Origin of the sequence: Hydrogenophaga sp. NFH-34 (assembly GCF_021401345.1) — a bacterium.
GTDB lineage: Bacteria > Pseudomonadota > Gammaproteobacteria > Burkholderiales > Burkholderiaceae_C > Hydrogenophaga > Hydrogenophaga electricum.
Genome location: NZ_JACBGE010000025.1, coordinates 74,459 through 88,854 on the forward strand (window position 1 = coordinate 74,459; position 14,396 = coordinate 88,854).

General features: G+C 66.8%; 13 protein-coding genes and 1 tRNA gene. 8 read left to right on the top strand and 6 right to left on the bottom strand.

Translation table 11 applies throughout. From position 1 onward, the window contains the following. Positions 1 to 18: 18 nt before the first annotated feature. Positions 19 to 1,365, top strand: a complete 1,347-nt coding sequence (gene argG, locus L0977_RS20820; protein WP_234266782.1) for an argininosuccinate synthase — start codon at positions 19 to 21, stop codon at positions 1,363 to 1,365. On the opposite strand, the gene L0977_RS20825 is transcribed toward argG, so the two are convergent. Further along, positions 1,362 to 2,882, bottom strand: a complete 1,521-nt coding sequence (locus L0977_RS20825) for a hypothetical protein (protein ID WP_234266783.1) — start codon at positions 2,880 to 2,882, stop codon at positions 1,362 to 1,364. The two genes, argG and L0977_RS20825, sit on opposite strands and share 4 nt — an antisense overlap. Positions 2,883 to 2,977: 95 nt before the next feature. Further along, positions 2,978 to 4,030 carry a UDP-N-acetylmuramate dehydrogenase gene (gene murB / locus L0977_RS20830; protein WP_234266784.1) on the bottom strand — a complete coding sequence of 351 codons (1,053 nt, stop codon included), beginning with the start codon at positions 4,028 to 4,030 and terminating at the stop codon, positions 2,978 to 2,980. A gap of 42 nt (positions 4,031 to 4,072) precedes the next feature. On the opposite strand from murB, the gene L0977_RS20835 reads away from it, so the two are divergent. After that, positions 4,073 to 4,558, top strand: a complete 486-nt coding sequence (locus tag L0977_RS20835) for a YajQ family cyclic di-GMP-binding protein (protein ID WP_234266785.1) — start codon at positions 4,073 to 4,075, stop codon at positions 4,556 to 4,558. Then, positions 4,559 to 5,299: a retropepsin-like aspartic protease family protein gene (locus L0977_RS20840; RefSeq protein WP_326491093.1), complete on the top strand. Its 741-nt coding sequence runs from the start codon at positions 4,559 to 4,561 to the stop codon at positions 5,297 to 5,299. Positions 5,300 to 5,321: 22 nt separating this feature from the next. Here the strand turns inward: L0977_RS20840 and L0977_RS20845 are convergent, their stop codons facing one another. The 4 genes from L0977_RS20845 to L0977_RS20860 form a co-directional block, all read right to left on the bottom strand. After that, a complete protein-coding gene (locus tag L0977_RS20845) occupies positions 5,322 to 5,678 on the bottom strand; it encodes a RidA family protein (protein ID WP_234266786.1) in 357 nt (118 codons plus the stop codon). Beyond that, positions 5,675 to 6,307 (bottom strand): glycerol-3-phosphate 1-O-acyltransferase PlsY, encoded by a 633-nt coding sequence (gene plsY, locus L0977_RS20850; RefSeq protein WP_234266787.1) that lies wholly within the window; start codon positions 6,305 to 6,307, stop codon positions 5,675 to 5,677. The genes L0977_RS20845 and plsY overlap by 4 nt, the downstream gene beginning before the upstream one ends. 84 nt (positions 6,308 to 6,391) lie before the next feature. Then, complete coding sequence (locus L0977_RS20855) at positions 6,392 to 6,883, bottom strand: aminoacyl-tRNA deacylase (RefSeq protein WP_234266788.1); 492 nt, start codon at positions 6,881 to 6,883, stop codon at positions 6,392 to 6,394. 132 nt (positions 6,884 to 7,015) lie between these two features. After that, entirely contained in the window at positions 7,016 to 8,068 is a 1,053-nt protein-coding gene (locus L0977_RS20860; protein ID WP_234266789.1) for an aldo/keto reductase, read from the bottom strand. Positions 8,069 to 8,216: 148 nt separating this feature from the next. Between L0977_RS20860 and L0977_RS20865 the strand changes: the two genes are divergently transcribed. From L0977_RS20865 to L0977_RS20885, 5 genes are all read left to right on the top strand, one after another. Continuing rightward, positions 8,217 to 9,122 carry an alpha/beta fold hydrolase gene (locus tag L0977_RS20865; protein ID WP_234266790.1) on the top strand — a complete coding sequence of 302 codons (906 nt, stop codon included), beginning with the start codon at positions 8,217 to 8,219 and terminating at the stop codon, positions 9,120 to 9,122. Positions 9,123 to 9,236: 114 nt separating this feature from the next. Further along, positions 9,237 to 10,341 (top strand): peptide chain release factor 2 gene (gene prfB / locus L0977_RS20870; RefSeq protein WP_234266791.1). Its coding sequence is split into 2 segments (ribosomal slippage): positions 9,237 to 9,317 and positions 9,319 to 10,341, totalling 1,104 coding nucleotides; the frame shifts between segments, so codons are not numbered across the junction. A 34-nt stretch (positions 10,342 to 10,375) separates the two neighbouring features. After that, entirely contained in the window at positions 10,376 to 13,090 is a 2,715-nt protein-coding gene (pepN, locus tag L0977_RS20875) for an aminopeptidase N (protein WP_234266792.1), read from the top strand. Positions 13,091 to 13,109: 19 nt separating this feature from the next. Then, positions 13,110 to 14,141 carry a class 1 fructose-bisphosphatase gene (locus tag L0977_RS20880; protein WP_234266793.1) on the top strand — a complete coding sequence of 344 codons (1,032 nt, stop codon included), beginning with the start codon at positions 13,110 to 13,112 and terminating at the stop codon, positions 14,139 to 14,141. A 23-nt stretch (positions 14,142 to 14,164) separates the two neighbouring features. Continuing rightward, positions 14,165 to 14,240: transfer RNA gene (locus tag L0977_RS20885), tRNA-Thr, on the top strand. The last annotated feature ends 156 nt before the right edge of the window (positions 14,241 to 14,396 follow it).

Here is a 14,396-nt window from a genome sequence, read left to right on the forward strand (position 1 = left end):
TGCCACACCCGCCAGATCATGAGCACCATCCTGCAAAAACTCCCGTTGGGCCAAAAAGTCGGCATCGCCTTCTCGGGCGGCCTGGACACCTCCGCCGCGCTGCTGTGGATGAAGAAAAAAGGCGCCCTGCCCTACGCCTACACCGCCAACCTCGGCCAGCCTGACGAGGCCGACTACGACGACATCCCGCGCAAGGCCATGGCCTATGGCGCCGAGAAGGCCCGTCTGGTCGACTGCCGCCTGCAACTGGCGCACGAAGGCATCGCCGCCATCCAGTGCGGCGCCTTCCACATCAGCACCGGCGGCATCACTTACTTCAACACCACGCCGCTGGGCCGCGCCGTGACCGGCACCATGCTGGTGGCAGCGATGAAGGAAGACGACGTCAACATCTGGGGCGACGGCAGCACCTTCAAGGGCAACGACATCGAGCGCTTCTACCGCTACGGCCTGCTGACCAACCCCAGCCTCAAGATCTACAAACCCTGGCTGGACCAGAGCTTCATCGATGAGCTGGGCGGCCGCAAGGAAATGAGCGAGTTCCTGATCGCCAACGGCTTCGACTACAAGATGTCGGTCGAGAAGGCCTACAGCACCGACAGCAACATGCTCGGTGCCACGCACGAAGCCAAGGACCTGGAGCACCTGAACTCGGGCATCCGCATCGTCAACCCCATCATGGGCGTGGCGTTCTGGAAGCCCGAGGTCGAAGTCAAGGCCGAAGAGATCACCATCCGCTTCGAAGAAGGCCAGCCCGTCGCCATCAACGGCCAGACCTTCGACTCGCCGGTGGACATGTTCCTCAAGGCCAACGAAATCGGCGGCCGCCACGGCCTGGGCATGAGCGACCAGATCGAGAACCGAATCATCGAAGCCAAGAGCCGCGGCATCTACGAAGCCCCGGGCATGGCGCTGCTGCACATCGCCTACGAACGCCTGGTCACCGGCATCCACAACGAGGACACCATCGAGCAGTACCGCATCAACGGCCTGCGCCTGGGTCGCCTCCTCTACCAGGGCCGCTGGTTCGACCCGCAGGCCATCATGCTGCGCGAAACCGCCCAGCGCTGGGTGGCGCGTGCCGTGACCGGTGAAGTGACGCTGGAACTGCGCCGCGGCAACGACTATTCCATCCTCAACACCGAATCGCCCAACCTGACCTACGCGCCCGAGCGCCTATCGATGGAGAAGGTGGAAGACGCGCCGTTCAGTCCGGCCGACCGCATCGGCCAGCTCACCATGCGCAACCTCGACATCGTCGACACACGCGCCAAGCTGGGCATCTACGCCCAGACCGGCCTGCTCTCGCTGGGCGACGGGGCGAGCATGCTGCGCCTGGAAGGCGAGACCAAGTCCGGCAGCTAAGCCGGTACCCCGGGCGCCGGGCGGCGCCATCGCCGCACCGCCCGGATGCCCAGCAGCAAGACGATCAGCATCACGGGCACCGCTGGCTCGAAAAAGCGCGGCAGGTTCTGCGACAGCAGCGTGTAGGCCCCGAGCATGCCCAGAGCGGGCAGCGTCAGAGCCAGCCCGTCGGGCCGGCGCCGCACCACGGCAGCCAGCCCCGTACCGAACAGGGCCAGCACCGCTGCCAGGTTCAACCCCTCGAAAAACCCCGTCTTGCCAGGGCCATCGGCCCAGCCCGGCAGGCCACCGCGCGCCGAGACACACCACATCCCGCGCCAGAGCATCAGGGGCACCAGCCGAAGGTGTGCCCAGGGGCGGGCACGGATCATCTGCCAGGCTTCGCGCTGCATGGTGGCGTCGCCGGCGTAATCGGGAAACGCCGCGCCGGCCGCCTCAAACTGGTGGCGCAACTGCATGTAGCGCGCCGAGGTCTGGCGGTAGAAGGTCACCGCCTGCTCGGGCCTGCCAGTCGCCTGGGCCTGGAAATCGCTGGCCTGGAAGTCGGACGGCCCGATGTAGAGGCGGCGCAGGGCCCCGTCGCGGCTGCGCAGGTCCTGCGGGGCGATGGCCAGCGAACTGCCCTTGACCGCGCTCTGGTAGAAGTTGGGGCCCCACAGCGTGAACGCCCGCCGGTATTCGTCGGCGTTCATCTGATTGAGCATCGCCCGCTTGTAAAGCACCCAGCCACTGCGGCCCTGCGTGAGCTGGAAGCTGCCAATCTGCACGGCATTGCGGGCCATCCAGGGCAGCACCACCAGCAAGGCCCCCAGCACCAACAGGGCCATGGACACCAGCCGCTGCCGCCAGCGCCCTGCCGCTTGCCCGAACACCGCCAGCAGTGCCAACAGCGGCACCAGATAGAGAAACACGGCCTTGATCAGGCACAACACGCCCAACACCACCCCGGCCTGCGCCCACGGCAGCCCGCCGCGCTGCTGCACGGCACGCAGCAGCGCCCAGCTCAGCCACAGCAGGCCGCAGGCGGCGGGCAGTTCGGTGTAGAGCGAATCGACGGTATCCGGGCTGTTGAGAAAACCCAGCCAGATCAGCACCACCGCGGCGAATGCCCAGGCCCGGGACCGCGTCAGGCGCCACACCAGCAACCAGGCCGCCAGCAGCGTCCCGAACACCCAGACCACGTTGACGGTCTTCACCAGGCGTGTGTGTTCACCGTGGTGCAGCGAGTCCAGGGTGAAAGGCACCCCGAAAGCACGCAGCCCGCGCAGCCAGACCGCGGTCAGCGCGGGCGGCACCGGCTCGCGGAAGTCGCTGGGCACGCTGTGGGTGAAGCGGGCCGGCCCCATGTCCTGCGAGAAGTCGCCCCGCTCGAACAGCGAATACGCGATGCTCAGGTTCTGCGTGGCGTCGCCCACGATGCTGTCGTCCTGCACCCACCGCAGGGTGGACAGGCTCAGCCCCAGGCAGAGCAGCACCCAGAGCCAGTGCGAACGGCGAAGGCGTGAAACGAAGGTCATGGTGCGAGCGATTGCACCGATCGCGCCTTAGAACAGACTGAATCCACCCCGGTTGTCGCGCTGGCCCCACAGCGGCGGCACCGCCGGGATGCCGTTCAGATGACCACCGGCTCCGGCTCCAGCCGGATACCGAAGCGTTCGTACACGCTGGTCTGGATGGCCTTGGCCAGGGTCATGACTTCGCCGCCGGTGCAGGGGTGTTCGGCATCCCCTTTGTTGACCAGCACCAGCGCCTGCTTTTCGTAGACCCCGGCGTGGCCGAGGGTCTTGCCCTTCCAGCCGCAGGCGTCGATCAGCCAGCCCGCCGCCAGCTTCACGCTGCCATCGTCCATGGGGTAGTGCACCACCTTCGGGTCGCGGGCGATGATGTCGGCGCACTGCTCGGGCGTCACGGTGGGGTTCTTGAAGAAGCTGCCGGCGTTGCCGATGACGGCCGGGTCGGGCAGCTTGGCGCGGCGGATGGCGACCACCCAGTCGAAGATCTGGCGCGCGTCGGGGGCTGCGATGCCGGTCTCGGCCATCTTGCGCTCCAGGTCCAGGTAGCCCAGCACCGGCTTCCAGGGCTTGGGCAGCCAGAAGCGCACGCGGGTGATGAGCGCACGCCCCGCCAGGCCGAAGCTCTGGTTGTCGGCCGCGATGTGTTTGAACACCGAATCGCGGTAGCCGAATCCGCACTGGGCGGCGTCCAACGTGAAGGCCTCGCCGCTGACCAGGTCGATGGCGTCCAGCGAGTGGAAGCGGTCCTGCAGCTCGACCCCGTAGGCGCCGATGTTCTGCACCGGCGCCGCCCCCACGGTGCCGGGAATCAGCGCCATGTTTTCCAGGCCCGGCCAGCCCTGATCCAGCGTCCAGGCGACAAAAGCGTGCCAGTTCTCACCGGCGCCCGCCTCGACCAGCCAGCCTTTTTCACTCTCCTCGACCAGACGCCGGCCCGCGATCTCGACCCGCAGCACCAGCGCCTTGATGTCGCCGGTGATCACCAGGTTGCTGCCGCCCCCGAGCACGAAACGCGGCGTGAGTGCCCAGTCGGGCCGGGCCATCAGGCTGCGCAGATCGGCCTCGGCACGGATGCGCGCAAAACGTTGCGCGCGCGCGGCGATGCCGAAGCTGTTGTAGGGCTGGAGGGGCACCTGTTTCTCGACTAACATGCCCGGATTGTCTCATTCACCCTCTGAAGAACCCGATCCCTCATGCCTTCTTTCGACACCAAACTCGAAGCCGATTTTGTGGAAGTGAAAAACGCCGTGGAAAACACGGCCAAGGAAATCGGTACCCGTTTCGACTTCAAGGGCACCAGCGCCGGCATCGAACTCAAGGACAAGGAAATCACCCTGTTCGGCGATGCCGACTTCCAGCTCCAGCAGGTCGAGGACATCCTGCGCAACAAGATGACCAAACGCAGCGTGGACGTGCGCTTCCTCGACGTCGGCAAGGTCGAGAAGGTGGGCGGCGACAAGGTCAAGCAGGTGGTCAAGGTCAAGAACGGCATTGCCAGCGAAGACGCCAAGAAGATCCAGCAGGCCATCAAGGCCAGCAAGATGAAAGTACAGGCCGCCATCCAGGGCGACGCGGTGCGCGTGTCCGGCGCCAAGCGCGACGACCTGCAGGCGGCCATGGCGCTGATCCGCAGCGACATGAAGGACCTGCCGCTGTCCTTCGACAACTTCCGCGATTGAGTGAACCACCCCCTGCGTCGCTGCGTGGCCGCCCTCTGCCGGGCGCCTTCGGCCAGGCGGGGCATCGCGCCGACCTGGCCCGCCGCACTTCGGCGCAGCCTGGGCTGTGCGCTGCTCGGCCTCCTGGGCGGAGCCCCTGCGGCCGCCTGGGCGCAGTCGGTCGCTCTGTCGGGCATTTCCGGCAGCCGCGCGCTGCTGGTGGTGGACGGCGCGGCGCCCAAATTCCTGGCACCAGGCCAGACGCACCAGGGCGTGAAGCTGGTGGCGATCGAGGACGGCGCCGCCATCATTGAGGTGGCCGGCCGGCGGCAGAGCCTGCAGGTCGGTCATGCGCCGGTCAGCGTCGGCGGCAGCGGCGCTGCGGACGCGGGTGGCCAGCGCATCGTGCTGACCGCCGACGCCCGCGGCCACTTTGCGCCCCAGGGCCAGATCAACGGCCGCGCGGTGCAGTTCCTGGTGGACACCGGTGCCACCGCCATCGCGCTGAGCGAGGCAGAAGCCCGGCGCATCGGCCTGGCCTACGAGCAAGGACGGCGGGTGGCGGTCAGTACCGCCAACGGCTCGGCCACAGCGCACTTGGTGCGCCTGAACCAGGTGCGCATCGGCGACGTGCGGATTTACGACGTGGAAGCCGTGGTCACGCCGCAGTCCATGCCCTATGTGCTGCTGGGCAACACCTTTCTCAACCGCTTCCAGATGCAGCGCAGCGCCGACCAGCTCACGCTGGAAAAACGCTACTGATCCGCCGCACCGGACGGCGGCATCAGGCCTGCGCGGCAGTCACCACGATCTCGATCCGGTAGGCCGGGTTGGCCAGGGCGGCCTGCACCGTGGCCCGCGGCGGCGCCGCACCCGGCACCACCCAGGTGTCCCACACCTCGTTCATGACGGTGATCTCGCGGATGTCGGTCAGGTAGATCTGCGCCCGCAGGATGCGCGACTTGTCGCTGCCCGCTTCCTGCAGGCGCTGCGCCACCTGTTCAAGCACGTCTTCCGTCTGGCCGCGGATGTCGGTGTCGCCCCGCTCGGGCACCATGCCCGCCAGGTAGACGATGCCGTTGAAAACCGCAGCCTCGCTGTAGCGGGCTGCCATGCCGATGCGTTGAATGTCCTGGCTCATGGTTTTTTCTTCGATCCGAGCCGGCTTTCGGTGCCGGCGATGAGGCGGTTGATGTTTTCGGCGTGCCGCCAGACCAGCAGCAGGCCCATGACGGCCAGCGCCAGCACCTGGGTACCGGGCGCGTCCCACGCCACGTGGCGGCCGAACAGGTAGTACGCGGGCGCAAACACCGCGGTGACGATGGAGGCCAGCGACGAATAGCGGAAGAAGAACGCCACAATCAGCCAGGTGGCCAGCGCGGCCAGCCCCAGCCAGGGATCAAACCCCAGAATCACCCCGGCGGCCGTGGCCACCCCCTTGCCGCCCTGGAAGCGGAAGAACACCGGCCAGAGATGCCCCAGGAAAGCCGCCAGCCCGACCAGCGCCACGGTGCCATCGCCCAGCCCCCAGGCCTCACCCCAGGTCTTGACGACGAACACCGGCAGCCAGCCTTTGAGGGCGTCCAGCAGCAGCGTGACCACGGCGGCGGCCTTGCTGCCCGAGCGCAGCACGTTGGTGGCCCCCGGGTTCTTGCTGCCGTAGGTGCGCGGATCGGCCAGCCCCATGGTGCGGCTGACCACCACGGCGAACGACAGCGAGCCCATCAGGTACGCCAGGACGACGGCGGCAACGGGATAAAGGGATTCCAAGGTGGCTTCCTTGTCTGGAGGGTGTCTGAGAGAGCCCCGAAGCGGCGCCCGCTCCGGCAAAGCGCCCTATTCTGCCAGCGCGCCCTATTCTGCCAGCGCGCACTGTACCGGCCGCGCGCCCAGCGGCCCGGCCAGCACAGCCGGATCGATGCCCACCAGGAAGCCCCGGCGGCCGCCATTGATCCAGATTTTCGGCAAATCCAGCACCGTGGATTCCACATACGCCGGCATGGCGCGCCTGAGGCCGAACGGCGAGGTGCCCCCCACCAGGTACCCGCTGTGCCGGTTCGCCACCTCGGGCTTGCACGGCTCGACCGATTTGGCGCCGATCTGGCGCGCCAGGTTCTTGGTCGACACCGTGCGGTTGCCGTGCATCAGGATGGCCAGCGGGCGGGCCGCCTCGTCCTGCATGATCAGCGTCTTGACCACCGCAAAAGGATCGAAGCCCAGCACCGCCGCACTGTGCTGCGCACCGCCGTGCTCCAGGTATTCGTAAGGATGTTCGCTGAACGCCACGCCATGCGCCTTGAGCCAGGCGGTGGCCGGTGTCTCCGAGACATGGGGCTTCTTGGCCATACAGGCTGCTTCAGTACGGTGGGCGGGTCTGGCGCTTAGCTGGGCCAGGATGTCGTGGGTCCGGCTCCGCCGGCCCGCTGGCATCGCCGCCTGGGGAGGCGATGACGCCGCAGACAGCGCGGGGACGGGCACTCACTGGGCCGGGTCGCGGCTTTCCCAGCGGATCGCGTCGATGGCCTTGAGGAGGTCGGGCGACAACTGCACGGACCAGGCGTCGAGGCATTCGTCCAGCTGCGCCAGCGAGGTCACGCCGATGATCGTGCTGGCGACGCGCCAGTTGCGGTAGCAGAACGCCAGCGCCAGTTGCGATGGCGTCAGGCCGTGCTCGCGCGCCAGTGCGTTGTAGCGCCGGGAAGCCGCCAGGGCTTCAGGACGCCCCCAACGCTGTTTGCGCATCGACTCGTACAGCGCCATGCGGCCATGGTCGCCCACCAGCCCGGTGTCGTCGTACTTGCCGCTCAGCAGGCCAAAACCCAGCGGCGAATACGCCAGCAGCGACACGCCCAGGCGGTGGCAGGTTTCGTCCAGCCCGTTTTCATAGCTGCGGTTGATCAGGCAGTAGGGGTTCTGCACCGTCGCCACCCGGGGCAGGCCATGCTGCTCGGCCAGGCGCACGAATTCGTGCACCCCGTACGGGGTTTCATTGGACAGGCCCACAGCGCGCACCTTGCCGGCCTGCACCAGTTCGGCCAGCGCTTCAAGTTGAGCCAACACGGAGGGCGCGGGCTTGTCCTTGGCCGGGTCGAAGTACAGCGCGCCAAAAGCGGGCACGTTGCGCGCTGGCCAATGAATCTGGTAAAGGTCGATCACATCGGTCTGCAGGCGCCGCAGGCTGCCTTCACAGGCTTCGATGATGCCGGCCTTGCTCACCTCGCTGCGCAGCCAGGACATGCCACGCGCCGGCCCTGCCACCTTGGTGGCCAGCACCACCTTCTCGCGCACGCCGGGATTGTTCGCAAACCAGCGGCCGATGATGGTTTCGGTCGCGCCGCAGGTTTCGGCCTTGGTCGGCACCGCGTACATCTCGGCAGTGTCCAGAAAATTCACGCCGCGCTCCAGAGCGCGGTCCAGAATGCGGTGGGCATCGGCTTCGCCGACCTGCTCGCCAAAGGTCATGGTGCCCAGGCAGACGGCGGGAACTTGCAGCGGGCTCTGGCCCAGCGTGACGGTGGAAAAGGTGCTCATGGGGAGCGATGGTAACGAAGCCACCCGCGTGCGGCAGACGCCGGGTCGACAAATCCCCGCAGACCCGGCGCAGTTTTCCCCGCAACGCTGTCACGGCATTGACGCACAGCCCCGCGCGCCGCGGGCCGGCGTCTTTATGATCCGCCGCATGTACGCTGTCCGACGACCTTCCCGCAGCCACTTCGTCCCCGTGCGGGGCCTGCCATACCACGTGCGCGAATGGGGCGAGCCCCAGGCGGGCCAGCCGCCCCTGGTGCTGGTGCACGGCTGGATGGATGTCTCGGCGTCGTGGCAGTTCGTCGTCGACGCCCTGCCCGACGACCGCTGGATCGTCGCGCCCGACTGGCGCGGCTTCGGTCTGACCCGCGCAGAGCCGGCCCCCGACGCCTACTGGTTCCCTGACTACCTGGGCGACCTCGACGGGCTGCTCGACCACTTTTCACCCGATGTGCCGGTCGATCTGGTCGGTCACAGCATGGGCGGCAACGTCGCGATGATGTTTGGCGGCGTGCGCCCGCAGCGGCTGCGCCGGCTGGTCAACCTCGAGGGTTTCGGCATGCCCGAAACCCGGCCCGCCCAGGCCCCGGAGCGCTATGCCCAGTGGCTGGACGGGCTCAAGGCCCTGCGCCAGGGTGACATGGCCCTGAAGGACTACGACAGCGCCGAAGGCGTGGCCAGCCGGCTGATGAAGACCAATCCCCGCCTGCCCCGGGACAAAGCCGACTGGCTGGCCCGGCACTGGGCCGAGCCCGGTCCGGACGGGCGCTGGCGCATTCTGGGCGACCCGGCACACAAGGTGACCAGCGCCCACCTCTACCAGACGCCGGAAGCGCTGGCGGTGTACGCCCGCATCACCGCCCCCACCCTGTCGATCGTGGCCAGCGACGACAGCCTGGGCCAATGGTGGAAGGGGCGCTACACCCTGGACCAGTACCAGGAACGGCTGACCCACGTGCCCGATGTGCACCACGCGCGGGTGTCCGATGCCGGCCACATGCTGCACCACGACCAGCCCGCGGCGGTGGCCGCCCTGATCGCCGACTTCCTCGCCTGACGCGACCGGTCGTCGCGGATCGGGCCGCCAGCGACAGCCGCCGCGTTGGCGGTCATGAGAAAATCGCGGGTTTGGCGGCCCTGTCCGCTCACACCGAACACGCGAGAGAACACCATGGAAGCCGAACGCCTCAACGCCCTGCAGAACCAACTGGCCGACCTGACCGAGCGGGTGGCCGAGCTTCGGAGGTATCTTTGACTACGATGCCAAGGCCCTGAAACTCAGCGAGGTCAACGCCGCGCTGGAAGACCCCACCGTCTGGGACAACCCCAAACGCGCCCAGGAACTGGGCAAGGAAAAACGCTCCCTCGAAAGCGTGGTGCTGGTCATCGACAAGCTCACCAGCGAGCTGACCGACAACACCGAACTGTTCGAGATGTCGGCGGCCGAAAACGATGACGCCGGCCTGGAAACCATCGAAGGCGAAGCCGCCAAGCTGGCCCCGGAGGTCGAACAACTCGAATTCCGCCGGATGTTCAACAACCCGGCCGATCCGCTGAGCTGCTTTGTCGACATCCAGGCCGGCGCCGGTGGCACCGAAGCCTGCGACTGGGCCAGCATGCTGCTGCGCCAGTACCTGCGCTACGCCGAGCGCAAGGGCTTCAAGGCCACGGTGGAGGAAGAAACCCCCGGCGACACCGCCGGCATCAAGAGCGCCACGATCAAGATCGAGGGCGAATACGCCTACGGCCTGCTGCGCACCGAAACCGGCGTGCACCGGCTGGTGCGCAAGAGCCCGTTCGACAGCTCGGGCGGCCGCCACACCTCGTTCGCCTCGCTCTTCGTCTACCCCGAGATCGATGACTCCATCGAAATCAACATCAACCCGGCCGACGTGCGCACCGACACCTACCGCGCCTCCGGCGCCGGTGGCCAGCACATCAACAAGACCGACTCGGCCGTGCGCCTGACGCACATCCCGACCGGCATCGTCGTGCAGTGCCAGGACGGCCGCAGCCAGCACAGCAACCGCGACGTGGCCTGGCAGCGCCTGCGCTCGCGCCTGTACGACCACGAAATGCGCAAGCGCATGGAGGAGCAGCAGAAGCTGGAAGACACCAAGACCGATGTGGGCTGGGGCCACCAGATCCGCAGCTACGTGCTGGACAACAGCCGCATCAAAGACCTGCGCACCAACGTCGAAGTCTCGGCCACCCAGAAGGTGCTGGACGGCGACCTCGACGTCTTCATCGAAGCCTCGCTCAAGCAGGGCGTCTGACCCAAGACCGCACCCCGACACCAGGAGAAGCACCATGCCGCAACTGCGTGAGGCCCAGGGCCCCGCGACGGTGATCCGCCGCGAAGACTACACCCCGCCCGCGTACTGGGTCGATACGGTCGAACTGATCTTCGATCTCGACCCGGCCAAAACCCGCGTGCTCAACCGGATGCGCCTGCGCCGCAACCCGGACGTGCCCGCCCAGGCGCTGCGCCTGGATGGCGATGACCTGAATCTCGCCCGCGTGCTGGTCAACGGCCAGGGTTGTTCGTTCAAGATGGACGGCAGCACCCTGGTGCTGGAAAGCCTGCCCGAAGGCAACGAACCCTTCGAGCTCGAGATCTTCACCACCTGCGCCCCGGAGAAGAACACCCAGCTGATGGGTCTCTATGTGAGCCAGGGCACCTTCTTCACCCAGTGTGAAGCCGAAGGTTTCCGCCGCATCACCTACTTCCTGGACCGGCCGGACGTGATGGCCAGCTACACCGTCACCCTGCGTGCCGACAAGGCCCGCTACCCGGTGCTGCTGTCCAATGGCAACCTGGTCGAATCGGGTGACCTGCCAGGGCCTGGCAACGAGGGCCGCCACTTCGCCAAATGGGTCGACCCGCACAAGAAGCCGTGTTACCTGTTCGCCCTCGTCGCGGGCAACCTGGTGGCGCGCGAACAGCGCGTGCGGGCCCGTTCGGGCCAGGAACACCTGCTGCAGGTCTATGTGCGCCAGGGCGACATGGACAAGACCGAGCACGCCATGAACTCGCTGATCCACAGCGTGATCTGGGACGAAGCCCGTTTCGGTCTGCCGCTCGACCTGGAGCGTTTCATGATCGTCGCTACCAGCGACTTCAACATGGGCGCGATGGAGAACAAGGGCCTGAACATCTTCAACACGAAGTACGTGCTGGCCAACAGCGCCACGGCCACCGACACCGATTTCGCCAACATCGAATCGGTCGTGGGGCACGAATACTTCCACAACTGGACGGGCAATCGCGTCACCTGCCGCGACTGGTTCCAGCTCTCGCTCAAGGAAGGCCTCACCGTCTTCCGCGACCAGGAATTCAGCATGGACCTGTGCGCCACGCCCTCGGCGCGCGCGGTCAAGCGCATCGAGGACGTGCGCGTGCTGCGCACCGCCCAGTTCCCGGAAGACGCCGGCCCCATGGCGCACCCGGTGCGACCCGACAGCTACGTCGAAATCAACAACTTCTACACCGTCACGGTGTACGAAAAAGGCGCCGAGGTCGTGCGCATGCAGCAGACCCTGGTCGGCCGCGAGGGCTTCCGCCGCGGCATGGACCTGTACTTCCAGCGCCACGACGGCCAGGCGGTGACCTGCGACGACTTCGCCCAGGCCATCGCCGACGCCAACCCCGACAGCGACCTGACCCGCCTGCTGCCCCAGTTCAAACGCTGGTACAGCCAGGCCGGCACGCCGCGCGTGCACGCCAGCGGCCACTACGACGCCACCACCCAGCGCTACACGTTGACGCTGTCGCAATCCTGCGAAGCGACACCCGGCCAGGCCGAAAAGCAGCCCTTCGTGATCCCGGTTGCGGTGGGCCTGCTCGATGCCCAGGGCCAGGATCTGGCCCTGCAACTGGCGGGGGAAACCGTCCCGGCCGGCACCACGCGCCTGCTGGTGCTCACCGAACCCCAGCACAGCTACACCTTCGAAGGCGTGGCGACCGAGCCCGTGCCCTCGATGCTGCGGGGCTTCTCGGCGCCGGTCCTGCTCGACATGGCCCAGAGCGACGCACACCTGCTGCACCTGCTGGCCCACGACAGCGACCCGTTCAACCGCTGGGAAGCCGGCCAGCGCCTCGCCTTGCGCCGCGCGCTCGCGGCCATCCGTGCAGAAGGCCCGGCGCCCACGGCGCCGCTGGACAACGCCTTTCTGGACGCCATGCGCAGCGTACTGCGCCACCCCGCGCTCGACGCAGCCTTCAAGGAACTGGTACTGACCCTGCCGGCCGAAAGCTACATCGCCGAACAGCTCGACGTGGTCGACCCGCAGCGCATCCACGCCGTGCGCGAAACCATGCGGCAGCAACTGGCCAACGCACTCTTCGACGACTGGGTCTGGGCCTGGGAACAGCACAAGGACAACGGCGCGTATCGCCCGGAACCCGTCAGCACCGGCCGGCGTGCGCTGGCCGGCCTGGCGCTGGGCATGCTGTGCCTGGCCGCGCGCGACAGCGGCGACACCGTCTGGCCGGGCAAAACCTACCAGCGCGTCAAGGATGCCGACAACATGACCGACCGCTTCAACGCCCTGTCGGCCCTGGTGGTCAGCGGCCATGCGCTTGCCCGCGACGCCCTCGCCCGCTTCCACACCCTGTTCAAGAACGAAGCGCTGGTGCTGGACAAATGGTTCGCCCTGCAGGCCGGCGCGCCCGACCGTGGCGGCAATGTGCTGCCAGCCGTGCGCCAGTTGCTGGCGCATCCGGACTTCCACCTCAAAAACCCGAACCGCGCCCGCAGCGTGATCTTCAGCTACTGCAACGCCAACCCGGCTGCCTTCCACCGCGAAGACGCCGCCGGCTATGTGTTCTGGAGCGACCGCGTGCTGGAAATCGACACCTTCAACCCGCAGGTGGCCAGCCGCCTGGCGCGCGCGCTGGACCGCTGGAAAAAGCTGGCCGAACCCTACCGCAGCGCCGCCCGCGAAGCCATCGCCCGCGTGGCCGCCAAGCCCGACCTGAGCAATGACGTCCGCGAGGTCGTCACCCGATCCCTGGCAGACTGATCCCCCAAAGGCACCGATCATGAGCAACAAGATTTCCCTGACCCGCTATCTGGTCGAGCAACAACGCACGCACGGCCGCATCCCGCCCGAGCTGCGCCTGCTGATCGAGGTGGTGGCCCGCGCCTGCAAGCGCATTTCCATCAGCGTCAACAAGGGCGCGCTGGGCGAGGTGCTGGGCAGTGCCGAGTCCGAAAACGTGCAGGGCGAGGTCCAGAAAAAGCTGGACATCATCGCCAACGAAGTGCTGATCGAAGCCAACGAATGGGGCGGCCACCTGGCGGCCATGGCCTCCGAGGAGATGGACAGCATCTACGTGGTGCCCAACCGCTTCCCGCAGGGCGAATACCTGCTGATGTTCGATCCGCTCGACGGCTCGTCCAACATCGACGTCAACGTCAGCATCGGCACCATCTTCTCGGTGCTGCGCAAACGCCACGACGACCCGAAGATCATCGACCCCGTCAGCGAAGCCGACTTCCTGCAACCGGGCCGCCAGCAGGTCGCCGCCGGCTACTGCGTCTACGGGCCGCAGACCACGCTGGTGCTCACCGTGGGCGATGGCGTGGCCATGTTCACGCTCGACCGCGAGCAAGGCTCCTGGGTGCTGACGCAGGACCAGGTGACGATTCCCGAAGACACCAAGGAATTCGCGATCAACATGAGCAACATGCGCCACTGGGACACCCCGGTCAAGCGCTACATCGACGAATGCCTGGCCGGCCAGGAAGGCCCGCGCGGCAAGGACTTCAACATGCGCTGGATCGCCTCCATGGTGGCCGATGTGCACCGCATCCTCACGCGCGGCGGCGTCTTCATGTACCCCTGGGACAAGCGCGAGCCGAACAAGCCCGGCAAGCTGCGCCTGATGTACGAAGCCAACCCCATGGGCTGGCTGGTGGAACAGGCCGGCGGCGCCGCCACCAACGGCCGCGAACGCATCCTGGATGTGGTGCCGACCCAGTTGCACCAGCGCGTCAGCGTGATCCTGGGTTCGAAAAACGAGGTCGATCTCGTGACCCGGTACCACCTGGAAGCCGACAAGACCGCCTGAGCTTTGCTAGAATATGAGGCTTCGCCGGAATAGCTCAGTCGGTAGAGCAGCTCATTCGTAATGAGAAGGTCGGGGGTTCGATTCCTCTTTCCGGCACCATCTTGAAACCCCTGTCTCGTCAGAGCCAGGGGTTTTTTCGGCTATTCGTAAAAGTGGGTTGAAACGGGATCAAAGCTCTCCTGCCTCGATCATGCGGATGAGTGTTGAAATGTCCGCTCCGTAGTTCTTGGGCGGCGGTGGTGCCTTGTGTTGGTC

Coding starts and splice junctions, on each gene's coding strand:
- argG (WP_234266782.1), top strand. CDS start 19: ATGAGCACCATCCTGCAAAAACTCCCGTTGGGCCAAAAAGTCGGCATC.
- L0977_RS20825 (WP_234266783.1), bottom strand. CDS start 2,882: ATGACCTTCGTTTCACGCCTTCGCCGTTCGCACTGGCTCTGGGTGCTG.
- murB (WP_234266784.1), bottom strand. CDS start 4,030: ATGTTAGTCGAGAAACAGGTGCCCCTCCAGCCCTACAACAGCTTCGGC.
- L0977_RS20835 (WP_234266785.1), top strand. CDS start 4,073: ATGCCTTCTTTCGACACCAAACTCGAAGCCGATTTTGTGGAAGTGAAA.
- L0977_RS20845 (WP_234266786.1), bottom strand. CDS start 5,678: ATGAGCCAGGACATTCAACGCATCGGCATGGCAGCCCGCTACAGCGAG.
- L0977_RS20855 (WP_234266788.1), bottom strand. CDS start 6,883: ATGGCCAAGAAGCCCCATGTCTCGGAGACACCGGCCACCGCCTGGCTC.
- L0977_RS20860 (WP_234266789.1), bottom strand. CDS start 8,068: ATGAGCACCTTTTCCACCGTCACGCTGGGCCAGAGCCCGCTGCAAGTT.
- L0977_RS20865 (WP_234266790.1), top strand. CDS start 8,217: ATGTACGCTGTCCGACGACCTTCCCGCAGCCACTTCGTCCCCGTGCGG.
- pepN (WP_234266792.1), top strand. CDS start 10,376: ATGCCGCAACTGCGTGAGGCCCAGGGCCCCGCGACGGTGATCCGCCGC.
- L0977_RS20880 (WP_234266793.1), top strand. CDS start 13,110: ATGAGCAACAAGATTTCCCTGACCCGCTATCTGGTCGAGCAACAACGC.